Source organism: Desulfovibrio intestinalis (assembly GCF_014202345.1).
Taxonomy (GTDB): Bacteria; Desulfobacterota; Desulfovibrionia; order Desulfovibrionales; family Desulfovibrionaceae; genus Desulfovibrio; species Desulfovibrio intestinalis.
In genome coordinates this window covers 40,480-61,050 of sequence record NZ_JACHGO010000005.1, presented here as the reverse complement: position 1 = coordinate 61,050, position 20,571 = coordinate 40,480, and the positions used below count along the sequence as shown (strand labels likewise).

18 protein-coding genes, 1 tRNA gene and 1 pseudogene are annotated in these 20,571 nt (G+C 46.6%); 7 read left to right on the top strand and 13 right to left on the bottom strand.

Features of this window, described 5'->3' with window-relative positions; translation table 11 throughout:
* Window positions 1-74 precede the first annotated feature (74 nt).
* A complete protein-coding gene (locus tag HNQ38_RS08695; RefSeq protein ID WP_183719504.1) occupies window positions 75-1,130 on the bottom strand; it encodes a DUF1786 domain-containing protein in 1,056 nt (351 codons plus the stop codon).
* Window positions 1,131-1,250: 120 nt separating this feature from the next.
* Between HNQ38_RS08695 and HNQ38_RS08690 the strand changes: the two genes are divergently transcribed.
* Together HNQ38_RS08690 and HNQ38_RS08685 are read left to right on the top strand one after the other, a co-directional pair.
* Window positions 1,251-1,335: transfer RNA gene (locus tag HNQ38_RS08690), tRNA-Leu, on the top strand.
* Window positions 1,336-1,473: 138 nt separating this feature from the next.
* A complete protein-coding gene (locus HNQ38_RS08685; RefSeq protein WP_183719502.1) occupies window positions 1,474-3,261 on the top strand; it encodes a site-specific integrase in 1,788 nt (595 codons plus the stop codon).
* Window positions 3,262-3,375: 114 nt separating this feature from the next.
* On the opposite strand, the gene HNQ38_RS08680 is transcribed toward HNQ38_RS08685, so the two are convergent.
* The 4 genes and pseudogenes from HNQ38_RS08680 to HNQ38_RS08665 all read right to left on the bottom strand — a co-directional run.
* Window positions 3,376-3,549, bottom strand: a complete 174-nt coding sequence (locus HNQ38_RS08680; protein WP_183719500.1) for a hypothetical protein — start codon at window positions 3,547-3,549, stop codon at window positions 3,376-3,378.
* A gap of 256 nt (window positions 3,550-3,805) precedes the next feature.
* Entirely contained in the window at window positions 3,806-5,425 is a 1,620-nt protein-coding gene (locus tag HNQ38_RS08675; protein WP_183719498.1) for a cobaltochelatase CobT-related protein, read from the bottom strand.
* Between the two features lie 4 nt (window positions 5,426-5,429).
* Complete coding sequence (locus tag HNQ38_RS08670; RefSeq protein ID WP_183719495.1) at window positions 5,430-6,467, bottom strand: DUF3150 domain-containing protein; 1,038 nt, start codon at window positions 6,465-6,467, stop codon at window positions 5,430-5,432.
* A 369-nt stretch (window positions 6,468-6,836) separates the two neighbouring features.
* A pseudogene (locus HNQ38_RS08665) lies at window positions 6,837-7,820 on the bottom strand (AAA family ATPase); the annotation flags it as partial.
* 68 nt (window positions 7,821-7,888) lie between these two features.
* On the opposite strand from HNQ38_RS08665, the gene HNQ38_RS08660 reads away from it, so the two are divergent.
* Together HNQ38_RS08660 and HNQ38_RS08655 are read left to right on the top strand one after the other, a co-directional pair.
* Complete coding sequence (locus HNQ38_RS08660) at window positions 7,889-8,128, top strand: CopG family ribbon-helix-helix protein (RefSeq protein ID WP_183719491.1); 240 nt, start codon at window positions 7,889-7,891, stop codon at window positions 8,126-8,128.
* Window positions 8,118-8,405 (top strand): type II toxin-antitoxin system RelE/ParE family toxin, encoded by a 288-nt coding sequence (locus HNQ38_RS08655; protein WP_183719489.1) that lies wholly within the window; start codon window positions 8,118-8,120, stop codon window positions 8,403-8,405. The genes HNQ38_RS08660 and HNQ38_RS08655 overlap by 11 nt, the downstream gene beginning before the upstream one ends.
* A 50-nt stretch (window positions 8,406-8,455) precedes the next feature.
* Here HNQ38_RS08655 and HNQ38_RS08650 read toward each other — a convergent pair whose 3' ends face one another.
* The 8 genes from HNQ38_RS08650 to HNQ38_RS08615 all read right to left on the bottom strand — a co-directional run bounded on the left by HNQ38_RS08650 (window position 8,456) and on the right by HNQ38_RS08615 (window position 18,488).
* The gene (locus tag HNQ38_RS08650) at window positions 8,456-9,619 is read right to left on the bottom strand and encodes a hypothetical protein (RefSeq protein ID WP_183719487.1); all 1,164 of its coding nucleotides are present in this window, start codon (window positions 9,617-9,619) and stop codon (window positions 8,456-8,458) included.
* Between the two features lie 68 nt (window positions 9,620-9,687).
* On the bottom strand, window positions 9,688-10,389 hold the full coding sequence (locus tag HNQ38_RS08645) for an ERF family protein (protein ID WP_183719485.1): 702 nt from the start codon (window positions 10,387-10,389) through the stop codon (window positions 9,688-9,690).
* Between the two features lie 248 nt (window positions 10,390-10,637).
* Window positions 10,638-11,504: an HNH endonuclease gene (locus tag HNQ38_RS08640; protein ID WP_183719483.1), complete on the bottom strand. Its 867-nt coding sequence runs from the start codon at window positions 11,502-11,504 to the stop codon at window positions 10,638-10,640.
* On the bottom strand, window positions 11,504-13,018 hold the full coding sequence (locus HNQ38_RS14375; RefSeq protein ID WP_343060141.1) for an AAA family ATPase: 1,515 nt from the start codon (window positions 13,016-13,018) through the stop codon (window positions 11,504-11,506). Before HNQ38_RS14375 ends, HNQ38_RS08640 begins: the two co-directional genes overlap by 1 nt.
* Window positions 13,019-13,103: 85 nt before the next feature.
* Window positions 13,104-14,567: a hypothetical protein gene (locus HNQ38_RS08630; RefSeq protein ID WP_183719481.1), complete on the bottom strand. Its 1,464-nt coding sequence runs from the start codon at window positions 14,565-14,567 to the stop codon at window positions 13,104-13,106.
* Entirely contained in the window at window positions 14,527-17,082 is a 2,556-nt protein-coding gene (locus HNQ38_RS08625) for a hypothetical protein (protein ID WP_183719479.1), read from the bottom strand. The genes HNQ38_RS08630 and HNQ38_RS08625 overlap by 41 nt, the downstream gene beginning before the upstream one ends.
* A gap of 676 nt (window positions 17,083-17,758) precedes the next feature.
* Complete coding sequence (locus tag HNQ38_RS08620) at window positions 17,759-17,914, bottom strand: hypothetical protein (RefSeq protein WP_183719477.1); 156 nt, start codon at window positions 17,912-17,914, stop codon at window positions 17,759-17,761.
* 220 nt (window positions 17,915-18,134) lie between these two features.
* Window positions 18,135-18,488 carry a helix-turn-helix domain-containing protein gene (locus HNQ38_RS08615; RefSeq protein WP_343060140.1) on the bottom strand — a complete coding sequence of 118 codons (354 nt, stop codon included), beginning with the start codon at window positions 18,486-18,488 and terminating at the stop codon, window positions 18,135-18,137.
* Window positions 18,489-18,641: 153 nt separating this feature from the next.
* Between HNQ38_RS08615 and HNQ38_RS08610 the strand changes: the two genes are divergently transcribed.
* Genes HNQ38_RS08610 through HNQ38_RS08600 form a run of 3 tightly spaced genes read left to right on the top strand, consistent with a single transcriptional unit; the run spans window position 18,642 to window position 20,123 of the window.
* A complete protein-coding gene (locus HNQ38_RS08610; protein ID WP_183719475.1) occupies window positions 18,642-19,094 on the top strand; it encodes a hypothetical protein in 453 nt (150 codons plus the stop codon).
* Between the two features lie 18 nt (window positions 19,095-19,112).
* Window positions 19,113-19,475 carry a hypothetical protein gene (locus HNQ38_RS08605; protein WP_183719473.1) on the top strand — a complete coding sequence of 121 codons (363 nt, stop codon included), beginning with the start codon at window positions 19,113-19,115 and terminating at the stop codon, window positions 19,473-19,475.
* A gap of 9 nt (window positions 19,476-19,484) precedes the next feature.
* On the top strand, window positions 19,485-20,123 hold the full coding sequence (locus HNQ38_RS08600; RefSeq protein ID WP_183719471.1) for a phospholipase D family nuclease: 639 nt from the start codon (window positions 19,485-19,487) through the stop codon (window positions 20,121-20,123).
* Window positions 20,124-20,571 lie beyond the last annotated feature (448 nt).

Sequence of the window (20,571 nt, the reverse complement as noted above, 5' to 3'; positions counted from 1 at the left end):
CGCCTTCACTAATATTGTCATTAACGCACAAGGTGAAATCTTCAGATTACTTCAAGCTCAGAGACAGCGTCATGTCAGTTGCTGTGCAGCCTCGCCCAGCCCCATAGCAATCCCAAACTGCCTGCAAGCATCATATCGCCGTGCGGCGCCAGAAACCGCCCGTATCCTTGCAATAAAGCCCGCTTGGGTCCGGTGATATAGGTGGGTTCGTACCCTCCGGCTTCTTCGCAATAAGGGCCAAAAGCCGTGCCGTGACCACCTGTGGACTGCACTTCTTCGGCAGGCAGCCAGTGTTTGCGGAACTCTTCCAGGTCGTGCAACAGCTGCTCCAGATCCCGCATGCCCGTATGGTGCTCATATATACCGCGCACCAACCCTTTATAGAGAAGGGCCGCCACTGTGTGCCCATTGCCCACGTTAATGAAGGTTACCCCCTCACGGAAGCTTCGTTCCATAACTTCAGCGTCGCACAAAGCGCCCAGCAGGGCGCTGGTGCCTGTATCTGCAACAGGGCCACCTGTTTTTTCATGCAGCGGAAGCAAGCGGGTCAGAGCAGGAGGCGGTGAGGAATATATCCACTCTGCCGGATCGGCAGAAGAAGCCAAAAGATGGCTCCACATGCACATTCTTGCCTGACGGTTGCCACCAACATGATAGCCGTGATCCTGAGCCGCGGCCAAAACCAGATGAGGCTGCGGCAGACCGGATGTGCGTAACAGGCCAGCCCAGAAATCGGGGGCATAGTCCGACAAAAAGATGGGCACACTGTTTTCAGGACAGTTGGCGGCGAACTCCACGCCAATTTTACGCACAACGTCTTCACTGTCGTGAATGCCGCGCGAAGCAGCTGGGGTGGATCTGACCTTGAAGCCAGCAGCCAGGTGCTCTTTGATTGCCTGTGTAAAACCACCGCCCATATTGTTGCCATAAAGCCAGATATCGCGGCGCAGTAACGTCAGTTCGCGTATACGCTGCGCCACCATACGGGCGGGAGCGGGAAGAACGAACCTTGGCCAGTTTTCACACTCAAGCCCAGGGCGCGCCAAAAGAGCATCTTGCGTGCCGCTGCCTATATCAAGACACAATATAGGCCCGGTGTGCTTCAAAAATTTATATACAAATTCGTCCATAGTCTCTCTCCAGTAGGGGCCAGAAGTTACCCGTAACACCCCGTAAGCGCAAGTCCCGGAAAATTTTTTTAAAAAAAACACTTGCCAAGACCAAACCAATTCGCTAATACATTGCTTCGCGCCGAGGTGGTGGAACTGGTAGACACGCTATCTTGAGGGGGTAGTGAGGATTCTCGTGCGGGTTCGAGTCCCGCCCTCGGCACCACGAATTTAGGAATTGAGCTAACAAGCCCAATTCCTTTTTCTTTTTGTGGCTGACTTGATAAGATTTCTTGGGCTGGTGACCCTCTACCCCAGGCGTCCCCTTAATGGGGCACTCGCTGGGTCACAGGGAGCCAAAATCATGCACAATCCTACTCTCAGTCATTGCCAATTCCCTCTTCAGCCTCCAACCTTCCTTTACCTAAAGGGAAGGATTTTCTACTATCGCTATAAGCTGCCTAAGCGATTCGCTTCTGGATGCTCAACGAAAGAAATCCGAATCAGCCTGCGAACTGCCTATCAATCTCAGGCAGTGCGTATGGCTTCTCATCTGCATTCCTTGACTACAGAATTTTTGGAGCGTTGGACGATGGGCGATCATGATGATTTTACAGAAAACATGAAGAGAATTGCTGAACTTCGCAAATTTCTTCAGAATGAATTGGACAAAATCCTTGATGCGCCAGGCAAACGAGATTTGCCCCCTTCCCATATTCGTAAACGGCTGAACGGATATTTGAAGTATCAGCTTGACCAAGAAGCAGTATCGCCTGAGCCTCCTGATATCATTGAAATTGAAGATGAGAAGGGCCACGTCGAACGGGTTGATTTGGCACAAGTAAGTGAAGAGATTGCTGCAAATTTACTTTACAATCTCAATACAGGGGAAAATTTTGATAACGATATTCAGCGGTGTGTATTTGAGCTCGTTAAAAGCGGTGTATTCGAAGCTTCAGAAGTCTCTCGTGATAATGTAGATGGACTTACCAGAAGTTTTTTGGCTATGCAGATCAGCCTCGAAAAAATCAGGGCAGCGAGGCTTAAGGGAGATTTTTCATACGAGCAACCCTACCACCAAGCTGAATATACACCATATCCACAAATTGAAATGCCAACTGAAGAAGCAACTCCCTATCTTAGTGAACTGATAGAGAAATACTGTATTATAAAAATTAACGATGGCGCATGGGTCCAGCGCTCTCTTGCCGACCACAAGAACAGAGTTACAAGCCTATTACGAATTATCGGTGACAAACCAATACATTCAATCACTAGAAAAGATATGCGTAACTTCAGAGATACGCTTCAAAAACTTCCTCCGCGCTGGCGCGAGCAGTTAGATAAATCTGGACTTTCTGTGGAAGATTTTATTGAAAAACACAAAAATAAAACATCATTAAGTATTAAGAGTATCAATGTAATTGTGGAAGCAGTTTCCGGAATGTTTACTTGGGCTATGCGTGAGAATTTAATTGACCGCAACCCAGCTCAAGGCCTTGGCATTAAAGACACACAACAGGACATAGAGAAGAGGCTTCCCCTCTCCGATGATGATATAAAGCTGATATTTTTTAATGGTGATTATAAGCCAGACGCCTTCAAAAATCCCGCTTTTTACTGGGCTCCCTTGATTGCTCTCTATACCGGAATGCGACTTGAAGAAATATGTCAACTTCATTGTGAGGATATTTATGACGAAAATGGCATATTTTTAATTGATATCCGTGAAGATAGTGCGGATGGACTATGTGATAAAATATTAAAGACAAAAAATGCAAAACGAAAAATACCGCTGCATGACGATATGATAAAATTTGGACTTATATCATACCGCGATGATGTAATAAAAAATAATCAAATTAGATTATTTCCATCTCTAAATAAAACAGAAAAATCTCCAAAATATGGTAAGCAGGTTGGAAAAGCGTTTGGATTGCTCCTAAAAGAAAAGAGAATTGCTGATGGAAAAAGTTTTCATTCGCTCCGTCACTCCTTCTCAAACTTTTTCAAAATTAGAAATATGCATACAGACATGTTTAGACAGGTATTTGGACATGAGATTCAAAATCTGGCAGGAAGGCAATATGGTGATAAGTTCTCAATAAAACAAATCTATGAGGAACTTATTTCAAAAATTTCCTTCAAGTAATAGTGACTTTATATTTGACGGACACATAGCACTCCTCAGTAGAAAAACATGTACGAAAGGACGGGAAGCGGAGCTGTCCCCTCGCTTCCCGTCCTGCAATCAGCCTGAAGCCCTCTACCTGCCTTCGCCTTCAGGCAAGGCGAGCCTTTGCGATTCATCCACGGCTTCATCCACGGTATCGCATTTGCCACTTTTCCCGTTTTCCAGTTCCACCGCAACCGCCGCCGCAGTGAATACCCCTGCGATTCCGGCCAGTATGCCCCCTATAAATGTCCATTTACTACTCATGGTTATCTTCCTTTTTAGTTGCGCAATTGCAGAAGGCGGGATCGCTCCCGCCCACTGTTCATCTGCTATTTTAAATAGCTTAGTCGTCCCAATTCTCCTTGATGACCTGCAGCACAGCAATAGCAACAGGTATCCATGCCAGTGGGTTCATACATCCTCCTTGGGTATCAGCAGCGCGGAGTGCGCCGTCGGTTGCAGTTGATGATTGTTGAAATGGCTCGTGCCGGCCTCCAACGGCCAAAGTCCAGTGGTACCATCATGATGCCCACCCTTTCAGCAGAGCGTCCTGAAGCAGATCAAACATTACTGGTGCTAGGTCGGTCAGATCGTTGATAACCCTGCTGGTCTGTGGCAGCAAATGAGCGATGTGTTCATCTCGGATGCCAAGGCCATACACCTCAAAACCAAGCTTTTGCGCTGTACTCAAAGCATGGGTTGCTGCGTGTGTGCTATCGGGTACCCCGTCAGTGATGATGAGAATTATTTTTCGTTGCTCCCTGAGGAACAGCATCGTCTGCATAACCCACCACAAAGCCGCAGCCAGAGGGGTTCCGCCTGAAGCATTGATGTCAAAGCTGTCCGGTACCTTTTGACCATGCCGCATAATGGGGAATACAGAACTTGTGGAAGCCATCGCAGGAAAAGCCGTGACTGCAGGGTTTACGCCCCGGATATTTTCCAGCGCTTTTGCCACAGCAAAGCACGCCTGCCTTGCCAGAACGATGGGAGCGCCGCTCATACTGCCGCTGACGTCCAACAGGATATGCACAGCAGTGTTGAGGCCGGTTTGTTCTGCCTCCCTGCGGAAGATGCGCGGATTGCCCGTCTGCAGCCGATGGAGCGAACCGGGGTGTAAGGCCCCGCGCCGACCTATGCTGCATCGTTTTTGTGTCCGTGCCTGTAAAAGCCCTTGGAGGCGAGTTCGCAAGGCAATGCTGGCCTGAAGGGCTTGCAGCTTTTGCGGCTCAGGCAATACGCCCGAAGGTCGAAATCCTTCCACCGCCACCGTAACGCTCTCAAAGGCTGATTCTGCCTGACAAAGAACAAGTGCCGTTGAAAGAAGCTCACCCAGGTTTTGAGGCAGGTTTTGGGCTTCGGCGTGTAACAGGGCTGTAAGCTGAGTTTTGGCCTTGCTGGGGGATGTAGGCATCTGCGTTTGAGATGCACAACCAGACAAAATATCCTGATCTGATTGAGGGGCAAAATCAGTGTTGCCAGCTCCGTTTCCTCTGGTTTTCCTTTGTTGCTGTTGCGGTTCCCACTCCCGAATGCTTTGGGCCAACTGACGGGCATAGGCAACGGCTGCAGCCGTGTCCGGGCAGTGGATGTAAACCTTGGCCAGAATGGCATCCAGCACTTCCTTCAGGCCGGGGAAGTGCTGACGTAGCACCTCTGCTGCTGCCATGCGTGAAATGTTCACTTCTTCCACATCCCAGGCCCGCACGGTCAACAGCACATAGTCCAAAACAGCAAGGGCCAGGGAATCATCCCCGGCCCTTGGCTGTGCCTGCTCCACAAAGAATCGCCGTATCAACCAGTTCAGGTTGTATCGGCTGCCAGGAAAAATGCCAGACAGCTTTTTCTCGATGCGCCAATCCTCCAGGCAGTTAAAGAGGTTGAAGGTCACAGGATCAAGGTTGGCGGCTTGTAGCACGCCAAAATCCGTATGCCGTATATGGGCCGCCTCGTGATCGACAAATCCGCGAGCCATTGCCAGTAGTTCCGGTTCACAATCCATCGGCAATGAGGGCAGTTGAATGATCTTGCCGTTGGTGCAGGCTTCATTGCCACCGATACGTATCTGCACCCCGTACTGGTCGCCCAGCACGGACGCCAGCAGGGGCAGGCAGTTGAGAATGTCTTTTGAACGAATCATGGCATCACCACAGGCCCAGGCTGGGAATGGCAGGATGAGGCAGCGTGTTGTCTGCCACGGGGATGTCCGGCAGTATGGGCTCGTCGCCCACCTCCCCATCTACGATGTCATCTATCTGTCCAGCGGGGGCGTCTGATTCGTTGACAACGCCCGAATCGGCCAGCAAAGCGTCCAGCACAAAGGCCGGGCCATAGCCTTCAACAACCTTCTGCGCGTGCGCCACTAGGGCATCACTGTCCTTGAGCAGGCAGACCAAACCCTGCAAAAGCAGCAAGTCTGTGCCGATAATATTGCCCTTCTTGGGCATGCGAAGCAGTGCGGCCTGCACGATATCTGCTACAGGAGCGACATGCGGTTCCACAAACGACAAGCCCGTGAGCTTGGTATGCAGAGTCCGCAGAGGAGAAAGGGCCTTGTGAGTTACTTCTGTCTTGCCGTGGTAAACCCTGCGCCAGATGTCTTCGGCGGATTTGGCTACTTCACCAAAGAGCGTGTCACCGAGGCCCTGCACTTCTTCTGCCAGACCGGCTTCCAGCACGGCTGTGTTGTCCAAGTGCTGTTCCAACGGGGACACCTTGTACAATTGCCAGCGAAAGTCCATACGGACGCGAACATAGTCCGGCCCCACAATGGAATTGCGTATAATTTCGCCCCACTGATGGTGCTTTTCTATCCAGGCCTGCACATTCTGATCATAACCTGCCAGAAAGGCCTCTTTTTCTTTCTGAAAATCGTTGCGTATATTGCAAAGCTCTTGCACGATTTCGCCGGCTTTTTCTTCAGGAATTGCCCAGCCGGACATGAAGCGCACGCCGTGCCTGTCCAGATAATTGAAGGCGCGGGCCTTGAGCGTACCAAACACTTTGAGGTTTTCCGGGTCAGCAATGCGCTTTGATCCCAGAGATGCTAGGTCTTCAGGGGGCAGTTCTGCGCCGCCCAGGTCTTCTTGGCTCATCTTGCGCCGGGCTGACCACAGGCTGACATTGAGATTGAGGGCCAGTAAATTATCAAGAATGCGAATGTCAGAAACAATCGGTGTCATAACAGCCTCCTAAAATAAGCTTTTTGTAATGTTTAGGACGTAGCCTTCGGTGAGCTTTTTGGCTGCACGGGCTTCAAGCTCCAGTACGGAATTGTTGCCCGCACAATTTTCAGCAGGGATAGAGTGTTGTTGTCCAGCAGTGTCCGGCTTACCCCAATGAAGCATGAGGCCTTCAGGCCTCGCCTCGCCGATCCAGAACTTTCCGCTCTGTTTTTTACCGGGAGGGGTTTGAGCTACCTCCAGATGAACACGCGGCTTTGCCACCGTGGGAGTGTTTCTCAAATGGCTGCGCATGAAGCGCAGGGCTTGTTCACCTTGCAGGCTTTCTGTTTCAGACATCTCGGTTTTGGGGTCTTCTGCTTCCTTTTGTTGAGGGAACATGCGTTGGGCCAGTTCGTGCAACATGGCGCGAGTTTCGCGACTGGCGCGATAGGCTAGGGCTCGGTCAAGGGCATAGGTGACAGGTTGTATGCCCTGATGGGCCAGAGGTTGGAAACGCACGGTCAGATCCCCCCATCGCAGCAAACTGCGAGTGGAGAAGGTAACTTCAATGGTGTTGGTCAGATTGCCGGTCGAAGCTTCGCCCATGAACAGTTTGCGGATTTCATTGGCATATTCCACCATGGTGGCACAGAGCGCTTCGGGCAGTGAAGGGGAACGCTGAGACAGCAGCCTTTTTTCTACAGCTGCATCGGGGTAGCCCACTTCGCAGATAGTGAAGCGGTCCAGCCACGCGAGGTTCTGGCGTTGCGTACCCTGGTACAGACCAGTGTCGTCGCCAGCGCCATTGGTATTGGCTGTGGCTACGAAACGGAACATGGGGTGCGGGGTGATGATTTCGCCTCCATTTTCCGCTATGCACAAGGGGGAGCCATCCAAGACGCTGTTCAGCCCGGCGGCGATCTCAGGTGAGGTTAAGTCGATTTCATTCAGCAGCAGAATTGCTCCGTGGCGCATGGCCAGTGCCAGCGGGCCGTATTCAAAGGCCATGTTGCCGTCCCTGACCGTCAGATGCCCCACCAGATCGGCAAATTCCAGCCGCCCGTGTCCTGTCACCTCAAAGACGGGGTAGTTGAGTCTGGCCGCCAACTGCTTGATGCAACTGGTTTTGCCGCAGCCTGTGGGGCCAAAAACGTACAGCGGCTCCTCCAGTCCCTGCGGGTTGAGAAACCAGACCACAACATCCCGGCTGGACTCGTGGAATATGTAACCGAGGTCTATGGCCGGGGTATATGCAGATGCTGCGGCGTAGCCTCTGACGGTGGTGCCGGATGATTTTCCGCTGAACACCTGACCGGCGTCGAGGTCGGTGGGCTGGAGAGAATCAAGGCCAGAAGTAAGATTGGTATGCATCACTTCTCCTGTGTGTTCTATTGACACGTTTAACTTGAATGTACACAATAAAGACATAGGAGGTTCCCATGTCTACAGTCACAGCACGATTGGATACGGATACGCAGGCGCAGCTTGAAAAGCTTGCCGCTGCTACCTCGCGTTCTCGTTCATGGTTGGTGGCAGAGGCGGTGAGGCAATATGTGGCTGAACAGTCCTGGCAGGTTGAAGCTATTCAGGAAGGAATTCGTCAGGCAGATGAGGGGAAATTTGCTTCTGACCATCAGGTGACGGAAGCCTTTGCTCGTTGGGGCGTCCATGCAAAGTAGGGCTGTGCGCTGGCTCACCCTGGCTCTTGAAGATTTGCATGACATTGCGACATATCTGGCTGGAAAGGACTTGGAGGCAGGGAAACAAGTAGCCCAATGCCTATGGAATGCGGGACAAAGTCTCGCCTCACTATCTTCGCGGGGAAGAGCTGGCAGAGTCGCAGGGACTCGTGAGCTTGTATTGACAGATTTTCCGTATTTTATTGCATACCGGGTTGTTAAATCCGAAGTTCAGCTTCTTCGTGTTCTGCATACCGCGCGGCGGTATCCGCAATAGTTATCCAGCCGCAATTCCACACGTTAATTCCATTCTTATTCTCATTGATTTCAGTTGATTGGCGAAATGGTTAAGCGTTCGGAAGGCGCACCCGTATGCTCGCAACGTGCTAGCAAGACATCTACGTCAATTCCGCACAGATGCTCCGTATGAAAAATCTCGGCCAACTCCTCCCGCAGAGCATCCTTGTCCAATGTAGTGCGACCAGCTGTCACTGACATACGGAAGCGGTAGTTTCCCGTGTCTACCCAATCCCGAGTGCCAGTCTGGCGGTGAACCAGCTTGAGTACTGTTTCCATTTCTTTGATTTCGGCATCCAAAGCCGTGCGCTGCTCTTTGAGGGCAGCCAATTTTTTCAATGCTGGCTCCCATTGGGGCATTTGCACGCCTTGTGGGAACTTGGGGCAGTCCCCGTTATACTCACAGTACGTGCACAAAGGGTAAAAACCTTGAGCGCAATCCACCCGCACCAGAGTTAATTGCCCAGTCCGGAATGCAGTCAACTCGCCCCAAAGCTGTGTTGCATGGTCAAGGACTGTATCCAGCATGGCCTGATTGAACCCATAGGGGCCGAACGCCCTTACCTCTTTCATGGAAAGGCATAGCAACCATGCCTCCATACTTGCCTCGGCAGCCGTTGCGGGCAACTGAAGGCCAAGTTGGGCAAAACAAAGCTGAGGGAAGGTCATTTTGTCATGCAAAAGCGTACCGTCCTCAGCACGAAGGCTGAATACGGGCTTGCTCCATGCTTTTGTCAACAGACCGATTTGGCCATGCAGTTGCAGAAGATGAGAATCATGCGGCGAAGCAGGCAGTTTGTCTGTGCTTTTAACTTCCAGAATCCGTACGGCATTGACGGGCGCACCCCAGACCAGCACAAAGTCCAGATGGGCTTTGATGGGCACGCTCTGATGCTGCCAGTTGATCTCAAGCTGGGGCAGTACATGCAGGCCCAGCGATGCCATAGCTTGCCCAACCCCAGATTCAAACCAGTGCCCGCGTTGCAGGATCAGCAGACGCTCCAGGCTGTTTCTAGTGGGCAGTACCTTTCTGGCCAGTGCAGCCCGTGGGCATTCCCAGTGCTGGCCAATATCACTCATACCAACGTAGCTGGAACGATCGCCCAGATGGGCCAGTGTGTCTTTGTGGGCGACAGATTGCAGCCCTTGTCTGATTAACGCCCGCAATCCTTCCGTACGGTCGTTCTGTTTCATGATGCTACCTCCATAAAAGCAAGAAGGCCGCCATCAGGCAGCCCTCTTATTCGGTATTTTGATTTTCATTATGCGGCATCAACATATTTCCACCACAATTTTCTCTGCGGATTCCAGCGGAAGCCCACGCCTGTGAGTATTTCCTTTTTGGCCTGCGTGTTGCCGCTAGCAATGATGCAGGGCCGCCCGTCCTGAGCTGTCACCTGTTGATAAGTAATGCCCTCCAGCGGAGGAAGATTTTCAAGCACTGCTGACGAGCGATTTGAGGGGGCTGAAGAATTATTTTTGGTATTGGTGCCGGGCAAATGCGCTTTTTTCATTTCAGGACTGTTTACGGGCAATTTCGGACGAGATGCCGATTTCCGACCAGTTCTTGCCCCTTCGCCATCGTCGTCTTCCGTCACCATGCCTAGCATGGCGGTCAGAACGTACCGCCTGCAATAGGTCATGGCCGATCCCATTCCCTGTGGGTCGGCCTTGGGCAGAGGCACCACGGCCAAGGAGCTTTGCCATTGGCCCGACTCTGCATGCGTCAGTTTGGTAACGAGGCCGAGGGTATTGGGCTGCTCCACTGGCACAGGATGCTGACAGAGCCAGATGCCGTTTTCGATGAGCGCATCACGACAGGCATCCATAACGCTGTTGAGGCTGGCGTACCAGCTTTTAGTGAAAGGATTTTCAGCGTCCTTGGCGATGGGGCGCATGGTTCGCTGCACGTTGAGCAAGGCCTTAGCCAGATCGGTGATGTTTTCTGATTGGTATTGGTTCATATGAAAATCCTCCTACGATAACAAAACGACAAAGCCCCAGCCAGCTTAATGCTGGACAGGGCTTTCAGGGGTGATTTGAAACGTTGTTCTAGTGTTCTTGCAAAAGTAATATATTTTTAAAGGATGATGAATAACAATCTTCACCACCTAATGATATTCTCGTAGGCATTTTTTTGATTAATTTTATATTTGCACTATCACATCACAAATTCTATCCATCAACTTAAAGCATATAAGATCAACATATGCTAAAATGGCATTAATTCTGTCAACAAAGCTATACACATAGATTTTTTCCAGTGGTTCACCTCAGGAATTTTATCAATAATAGGCTGTACAATTATCCTTTTTGATTCTTCAAAATCACCAATATGGGAATATAACCTTTTGATCTGCGAAAGATAGTCATTGAGGCAACTACTTGCAACTCTTGAAAAACGAAGCCTAAGATTGAAAGTTTTAAAATGCATTTCAACACGTTGTTTTTGATCTCTATTCCAGTGCGCTGGAGGAATAACGTTATAGTCAATAACAGAAGGATTTGAGTCTTTTCCTGCAATGTATTGTGCGAAAAGCCATTGCTCTGTTGTGTAGCAGTCGTCATCAAAATACGGATGAAATACTTGTGCACCCCTTGTCATTGCATAGGAATTTGCCTTACTTCCCATATTGCAGTCTCGGCATGCTGGCACTAAATTCAAAGGCAATATTGAAAATTGAGGGTAATGCGTTTTTGGCAAATAATGGTCGAGATTGCTAGGGTTACCGATTCCACAACAGTAGGGGCACTTCCCAGCAGCGGCAGCAAGCAAAGTGTCATACACAATGCGCGCTGGTTTATTGTTTTTCGCGAAATAATGAGTGTATAGCTTTTCGCATTCATTCTTTGTGAGTGTTCCTACAACTGGTGGCTCTGGGATAACTCCTACAGGAAAGGCGTTAAGGGTATAGAGATCCTCTTGCTCAGCACAAGATATGTATTCTTCGCCAAGCTCGAGCAATCTTTCATGACAGGCATGAAACCGTCCATGTAGGTGATTAGTATTGTGTATTCCCTGTTCACATAGGCTCAAAACATTTGCGTTGGTATATTGTGGAGTTACAAATTTTAGCATTATTCCATCCCCCTGTCACGGTTCATGATAAGAACTTTCAGCACGGCTCGTGCTTCAAGGCCTAGCTGGTTGCCGTACTCATCAACAATTTCTTCATAGGTGCTACCTTGAGAAACAGATTTAACAAGCATGCCATGAAACCCAGATTTAACAACCTCAAGCCCAAATACCTCTCGAGTTAAGATGCCTGTACTTTGACCAAAAGTCTCACTATCAGGTCTTGACGGAATAGTTGCAACACCTGAGCGGTTCAATTTCCAAACATTAGTTTTGGGTATTTCTTGAAGAACGACAGGCGAATGGGTGGCAATGATGGCCACGCCATTCCTGTCATAGAGTAGCTCTGAAAGGGCCCTTATTAGTGCTGATAGCAAGGGAGGATGCAAATGGCTTTCTGGTTCATCAAATAAAATCAGTGTCTTTTCTTCAACCGTCGCCACCAACTTTGTGATTATTAATAAAACAATTACATGACCAGAGCTCATTTTCGTTATAAGCTTTCCCGCTTTTGCCTTTAATATTTCTTGTGGATAATCGACAAGGCTTGCCAATCTCATGTTTGCAAAGTTTTCGTCTGATTCGAGGTTTTCTATGGCTGTCAGCCACATCTTCTTCTTGGATGATTGGCTCATGCAATACCCAAGAGATGTGACAAATTCTTCTCGAATTTCTGTCGGCTGTTTTAAGCTACCATTATCTGTTTTTAGTCCAATATAAGAATAACGCATCCCTTTTATAGGGTCATTTTGCTCTTGCGGATGAGTAAAAACATCGAATGCACTAAACGAAATTGACACGAGACTACTGAAGTAATCACTATCTATTTCAACATCTTGAAAGCCTTCTGTTTTGTAAAATTTTGATTCACCATCTTTTTTTATCAAGGTATTAACCATGCAGTCGAACAATGTTGTTTTTCCGACACCGTTTCGACCAATGATAGCATGAATATTTGTACTTGGCTTAGATGTTGCCTTAACAATAAAATCAAGTTTGATTCCAGAAGTATTGTCACTTTGTGTTCTAATAAATCTGAACTCAAAATCAGTCAAAGGAGCTCGACCTTGCAATACGCCGGAGAATTGCCCAGTAATGGAAGAAAGGCTTAAGCTTCGTAAAAGCGAGGTTTGAAAAACCAGCTCATTGCTGATAACATCTATTAAGCTTGGAATGAAAACTATATCTTTTAGTCCGGTCAGCAATGCTTCCCGAAAAACAACAGGCAGCTTATATATTGCCTTATAATAACTAACGTCTTGGCCTACGGAGAAATATCCGTTGGGTAACTCCTGAAAGTTGGAAGGCAAAGTTGAGTAAGTCCTTTCAGCAGTGGTTTGCCCACGGAATCCTATTTTTACTTGGCCTATATCGTGCTTCTCCCCCGTTTCATCGTACACATTCATGTAAAACATCGTCACAAAATGATAATCATTCCAGCGATCAATACGAAGATGGGCGGCATTTTTTGCATCTGGTGGATCTCTATCGCTCCTGTCAAGAATAGTAAAATTCACGTCAATCCTCGTTTACAGAATTTTATATTGCAGAGCGTTTCCGTATATAAGTTATGGCCCCTTGGTGGAAGAAACTTTATATACGCTATGGGCTATATGTTAAGTGTTGCCGTGACAAAGAACTAGGTTTCGGGATCCCTCCTTGAACAAGGCAAGTAATCACATAAATCTGCGCGGTTGCTGTTTGAACTTTGATAATAAAAAGGCCGTCTTCTATTGGAAATGGAGGCGTTTTTTTGTGGCTACAGTCCAGAACACATAAAAATGCTAAACGACGATTAGTTCCCACTCCGTAAGTGGCAGCTTGCTCCGCGTATTGCTTGCAGTCCTCAGGTAAAAGATGGTTCGAGCGTTCAGACTTTAGCTCAATACGAATTCCTCTGAATGATAGATCCGTTCGGCCACCAGCTGCATGGGCCTGCTCTTCGAGTTCAACACCTATTGTTGGGGATTGACGAAGAAATTGCCGAATATCGCGTTGGAACTCTTCCTCCAAAATAGGCTCCGGATAACGGGAGTCCTGAACTGCTTGTCCCATTAAATTCCCGAGTGACGCAAGTAAAGTCAAGGCGTCAGCAATATCATTACTTGCAAGAGCTGGCTCTTGGCGCATTTGTTCTCTAATTTTCAAAATTTTTGAATCCACTGCAGGATAACCGGTAATAGGATTTTGACGGATATCGCTACCATCTAGCCTTAACGTGCGTTGCCCTGCTACGGCAACAGGCTGCTCGCTTTGTGATGGATAGGATTCGGCTGTGTACATAAACTCATATGGACGCGCATGAAAACTCTGTGGTGCATGGAGAACCATGCGTCCAAGCCGCCTAAGCAAATACGGTGGATCTCCGATCGGTTTTTCAAACTCAAATACTGGAAGCTCGAATGTACTTGTTGGTTCAATCGATACAGGGCTAAGACGGACAACAGAGGCATGTTCTGGCCACCTAGAAATACGAATAAGTATTTCAAGATCATTAGTTTGATGCGAAGGGAGCCAATGTACTCGCTCGGCAGGACGCCCGTTGATAGAAAATTCTAAGAAAGCTACAGCAATACCTTCCGGGAATTTTTGTTTACTTTGGATGTTGTGCTTAGCCCATTCTGGAGGCTCGAGGATTGGATCAGCATAGATGGGTACAGGCATTGGTACTTTTGCTAGAGCTCGCCGAATAGTGATAACTTCCGATAATTGTAGCTCATTGTTTACCGGCTGAAGAATCGAAAGTACCGTTTGTTCAAATACTGTATTACCAGCAACTTCGGTGATCAGCTGAAATCTAGCGCGAGCAGCACGCAATAAGCGGTCTGAATCAGTCTCGCCTGCAAGAATCGCTCGTCTCCAATCCTCAAGGAAGCTAATGCAACTAATAGCCTCAGCGAAAATGTTCCACAATTTCGCGATAGGCGCGCGCCCTAACAGACTTGATGCCTCGCGTAATCGTTCTGCACACTCCCTGAAGGAGTCTATGTCTATTGCACTTGAGCAGCGCAATATTTCTATTGCTTTAATGCGCAAAGGGTAAATTTCTTCGAGAATTTCTTTCATTTGACTCTACTATTTGCCTTGTTCGCTCGGCAAAATTCTTTTCCCATTGTTTGGAGAAATCTACGACAAGAGATTCCTGGTCAGACTTAACTGCCGCTTCAAACTCAACTGCTATCTGGATAGAGCGCCCTTTGGTACGTAGTTCTCGTGTAAGTTCAGTATTTGGTATCCGAGTAACACAAGCAACTGCTAATTTCAAAGCTCCTTCTGTAGCTCCTGCGAAACTCAAGCGCTCAACAATCTCGTATGCAACCCAAGGGGCTGCCTTGAGTGTTGAGATGCCAAACTCAACAAAACGTTCTTGCCTGTGTACGACTGAAGAATCAGATAGTTGTTGGAGGAGACGCCAGCTCTCATTATCATAGTTATTGAGAGTTATAATATATGGCAACATGTGAAGTACTAAGTCTGCTAAATCATCACAACTATCAAGCCAATGTAATAAAAAATGAAGCCCATTATGAAGATATATAGGGTCAATTTTTAAAATATTTTTTATTATTATTTTTTTTGTTATATCTAAATCACATTCAAATGTATCAAGAAAACTCGCCAGCACGTCGGCACAGTCAACAATAAATTGTTCATCACTACGTTTTTCGCTGTAGTATAAGAAAATATTAAACAATGCTTCGGCTGCACGCGGACGATATTCTTGGGGCAGGTTAAATCGCCTCAACGCGCGTACTGCAGATTTATGAACTATAACATACTGATCAAAAAGCAATATTGAAAAAGCCTCATATACTAATGGTGGGATATTCTTGTGCCCTTGAGAACTAATTTCTCCCAAAGCAGTCGCTGCAGAGGCTCGGACAAGAGTTGAAGCCCCCACCAAACCGGAATATAAATGAGGTAGCATTGCGTTTACGCCAGCTACGGATACGGCTAAGTGTTCAATTGCCCTCAGCGCAATTCCTCTGAGTTCTTCTCTGCCTTCAGGAATGGAGCCGATCGTCGCACAAATCTTTTCTATCAACGCATCGTCTTCTCCCGCAGCTATTGCGGCCCATTCAACATAGCTGGACATGAGATTTCTGATAGCATTACGACGATTATTGCGTTTCATCCTAGCCAAAAGATCCTCATCAAGCTCATGAGGCTCTTCATTGATTATCCGTAACCGGTCATCTAGAAGAATAAAAGCGCCTAGCAATCCTTCGATTTCAGCTCGAGCTATAAGCTTTAGCCCGTATGGCCTTCTGTTTACAAAAACATCCTGTGCTGCCTTAATAATCGTATCATGACTTTCATTAATAGGAGCCCAAAGTATTCGTTTGAAAGCAATGCGTGGTGCTTGAGCATCCGGTGAAATTAAATCATCAGTTCCTACTTTCTTATCTCTTAGGCAGTTCGAATAAATTTCAAATATCCTAGCCCTAGAATCCGTTTCTAGCCCACAGAGGAGATCTTGTGCAATATCATCCACTTCACTAGGCACATTCTCAAAAACCTTCGATATAGCCTCACCTAGGTGAAACAAGCGGCTGCGGCCTGCGTCAAAATCCTTGATGAAAAGATAGGCTCGAGCGTATGAAGAAATCATGCTTCTAGCACTGCGATTTGCTGCAGTGGGATCAAAAGACTGCAGAACCTTGAATCCGCGTCCAGCTAATTCCACAGAATACAAAGTGGTACTTGACAGCAACGACTCTAGATTCGTCAGGACATCTGATGGGAAATGAGTCCAAATAACATGTAAAAGATTAGAATTTGGCGGTAATTCTTCGCCAAATGTGCCTCGCTCGGGAGACGCATGTTCAACTGCAGACCACACTATGAGCGGAACATCAAAAGAGGTTATATTACTTATATGGGTAACAAGGATATCAGAAGCAATCTTGTATAATGCAGCCCTATTCACGGCAGCAAGAGCCAGCTTTACAAGGCGCTGTGGGTCAGCATCAATTGCATGGAGTATTGAAAGTCCCGCTTCTTCAAACCAATCTTCCTCTTCAGTCAGCTCAAAAACATAGGAGACCAAATCCTTAATAAAATATTCTGGTGCCAACCTGGCGCTTTCCTTTAGGCGCTCAAGATTTTGACCAATTCGCTCATTGTCAAATGCTGCGATGTCATCCAAAATTGATGCTGCTACTGGTGGCAGCCTCTTATACAAATCATCTCGTCGTATCTGTCGTTTTTGAGTTTGCTGGATAACCTCACGCTCAGCCCGCTCAGCTTGAGCGGCGCGGATTTCTTTTTGTTTATCTCGCTCAGCAATTAATTGGGTGAGGTTCGGAAAGCCAACTGCCCTACGATTCGTGCAAGTTGCACACTGCTGATCATAAAGTTCCAAAGCTGAATGGGCTAAATCCCAATAATATCCTGTACTATCAACTGCAAAATCACATTCGAATCCATGATGGCCAATGGGATAGCCGGTCTGTTGTTCAATCAGTCCAATGCCACCAATTTTTTTTAGTCTTACATGAGCACACCAATTTTTAACAAGTTCCAGAGTTGTTGCATTTCTTTTTCCATCATCAATCATTTTTTGCAATTTTATATCCATAATATTTATCTTTTGTCATTTGAATTAAGTAGCGTGAAGTAACATTCAGAACTAGTGTTAGATATCTTGTAAATGCTAATGGAGATCCCTTGATAATCAGCTTATTGGGTGGGCTTAAAAAATATTTTTATTTCACCTAAGAAATTTAATTAAATATATAAATCACCTACTGGAGTTAGAATTAGCCTCTAGATAATTTACCATATATTTTCATATTGAAGAGATCCCGTTCACTTGGCTCTGCCAATTTTTTTTGACCTCTCAAAAAATGTAACACACCTATTTGTTTCAAAGTAGCCCAAAGAATCCTGAAATACAATTTGACAATATAGATTCTCAAAACTTGTATACAGTACAATGGACAAATTAATTCGGCTTGAAGTTGTCCGCTAAACCGAATATTCCCAATTTTGCAATGAACAACTCATAAGGTCATAGCCTCTGCACAGAAGACTTACTCTTCCCTGGAGCAAGTTGAGTATACTTTAAATTGTACCCTAATGTTATTTGTTAATGCGAAGAGCGTTAACTAATATATTTTTATTTATTGAATATATTATTATGTTAGATTGTATTTAGTAGAATTTATTCTTTAGAAAAGGGTGATCATATGAAGAGGGCCGGGGAAATCCCCAGCCCTCTCTCCTCAATCTCTCAATTATCCAGTCAACCAACGTTAAAACTCATACCGCAGCGAACCAAACACACCATGCCCAGTGCGGTGTTCCGAAGCCTGAAGATTATAGTTCAGCCCAAGGGTAAAGTCGCCTTTCCCAAGCTCAAAGCCCAGGCCGCCGTCAAAGGTGGCGTAGTCTACAACTTGCATCTTCATTTCGACCTGACTGTCCACACCGGGAACGCGGGCCTTGCTCTTGCCCTTTAGATCACCTGCTGCCGGGATAATCCCCAGATCAAGCTGCAGTTTGAACTGCCAGCCGCTTTCTATAAATTTGGCGGGATAAAGCTATTTTTCCAGAGAGATTTTTCCGGCTCAACATGCCCGATTCAAAATGGAGATGCCCCGCCTAGTCATACTAGGCGGGGCATCTCCATTAATGTTTTTTCATTTCTTGCAAAAACCGCACGAGCTGCGTTGTCTGTAAGTGAATGAAAGATCGCTGCTCTTCTGAGAGCGGACGCAATAAGCTTGCGAGCGATTCGGCGCAAGCGTCAGCAGATGACTCTGGCGCTAAGAACAGATCAACAACACGGCACTGCAGCGCATCGGCAAATAACTGCAAGCGTTCAAACTTGGGTGCAATTTTTCCTTGTTCCATGCGTGAAAGTGATTGCTGCCCAATACCGACTTTTTCCGCAAGTTCTTCCTGAGACATCGCCAAGGCTTTCCGGCGTAGACAAATGGCTTGACCCACTGTTTGCGTCAAGGAGTTGGACCGTTCTTTCACCGCACCCTCCAGAGGAAATTCTGGAATTGAGTTTAAGCGGTAGGAATTGCATTGACATACACTTAAAAGCGTGTTTTAAGGCGTAAAAGACGTAAATATTAGGACATCAGACTGCAATCCCGCGCTACGCATAAACCCATAAGAGGGAGTTAAATGGTGAATAATCAACTAGGGGCTTTAATCAAGCTTGTTGGCGTATTCGTTGTAAGCTTTTTTTTGTTGGCGTGTGGATCAAGCGGGAACAACCTGGAAAAACTTCATGGAAAATGGTCAGTAGACAGAAAAGAAACCGTTGATTTGAGCAAAGAATACGGGAAGATGTCAAAAGAAATGAAATCTGAATTGGTAAGTAGAATGGTCAGACCCTCATTAAATTTTGATGTTCTTGGGAAGACCGTTGAAATTTATTATACTGAAAATCAAAAGGATGCTTTTATACTTCCTTTTGAAGTAAAAAAAGAGAAAAGCAATATAATTGTAATAACATTAAATAGCAGTGCGCCTATTGAAATAGTTTTTGATTCTGAAAGAAAAATAATAATGCGTTCTAAAGTGTTTTTGCAACAGACAGGTTTTGCTGAAATTGTATTAACCAAAACAAAATAATATTGGGGAGGACTATTCATGTCTGATGTGAATGGAGAAATGCAGAAGCCGTTTTCACAGAATCCAATGAAAATCGCCCACATAATTATTGCCGTCATAATGGCATGCCTTATAGTTGGAAGCCTGAAAGAATCCTATAATTACGGTTTGTTTACTAAAATCATAGCCTTCATCGCAGGCGTGATCAGTGGTTATTGGGGAACCTTGCTGGGTGACTTTGTACGAAAGCTTTTCATACCGGACATGATTTTCACCACTGGAGGATTTTCCGCCATTGTGAAGCAAAAACTGTTCTGGTTTATTGGGCCACAAGCTGTAGCCGCGTTTTTTGCCGCTGCCATTGGGGCGGGCCTTATCATTAAGCTCGCGGATCATTTTTAGCTTATTCCGATGGTAAAAGTTTTTGGCTTAAAAGGCATGCCCCCCAATGTGGCTGAATTGGAAACAGAGCCCAGCAGGCCCCTATTAATAGGGGCCTGCTGGGCTCTGCAACCTATTGCAACGTTAATAACGACCTTTTTATTGGCTCATGTCCTCTTCGGACTTCTTGCGCAATCCGCTTCGGGTGCGTCACTTAATATCCAAAACGCTTATACTGAAATATATTTTTCCCCCAAGGGGGGTGCAGAAACTGCTATATCCCGAAATATCCGCGAAGCAACTGAAGATATCAACGTTCTTGCTTATAGTTTTACCTCAGATTACATATGTGACTCCTTAATCTTGGCGTACAAAAAAGGGGTTCACATACGGGTAATACTGGACAAGTCACAGCTAACAGCCAAAAATAGCAAAATCCAACGACTCAAAGACGCGGGAATCCCTTTGTATATCGACTACACTCAAGCTATTGCTCATAACAAGGTCATAATCATAGATAGGCGAATAGTCATCACAGGAAGCTACAACTTTACAAAATCGGCTGAAGAACGCAATGCAGAAAATCTATTAATTATTCATAGTTGTTCATTAAGCGCAAAATATCTACAAAACTTTGAACTGCATCTGGAGCACGCACGTGCAGAGTAATGTGTGAGAGATGAACTTTCTTGAAGATTTATATTTAAGGATACTGCTAAAATTACTTGTATTGTTCAATATAAGATTCATCCAGTTGAGTATTCATCACTTCCTACACCCGCGTATGCTCCTGAGTTCCCATGTCTGGCCTCGCCATTTTGGATTGCGCCCTTGGAGGAACATATGCCAACGAACTTGTCAGTATATCCTCATAGCAAAGCAACTGGTGTATGATCTTTTCATCGTGCTACCTTGGAACAAAGGTGCTCCCCCCAATTAGACTAAGTGTGATAGCTACACTTGACCGAAGGGAGAGCACTGATAACAAAAAGCGTAAAAACTATTTACTGGCATTCAAGGCCAAGGTGCCCCTAGCTCCTCTTTCCAGTCTACGGAATTGAGTTTGGAATTTGGCGTTCACCAGACGCAGATAGGGGGCAAGCACTCAAAAAGTCGG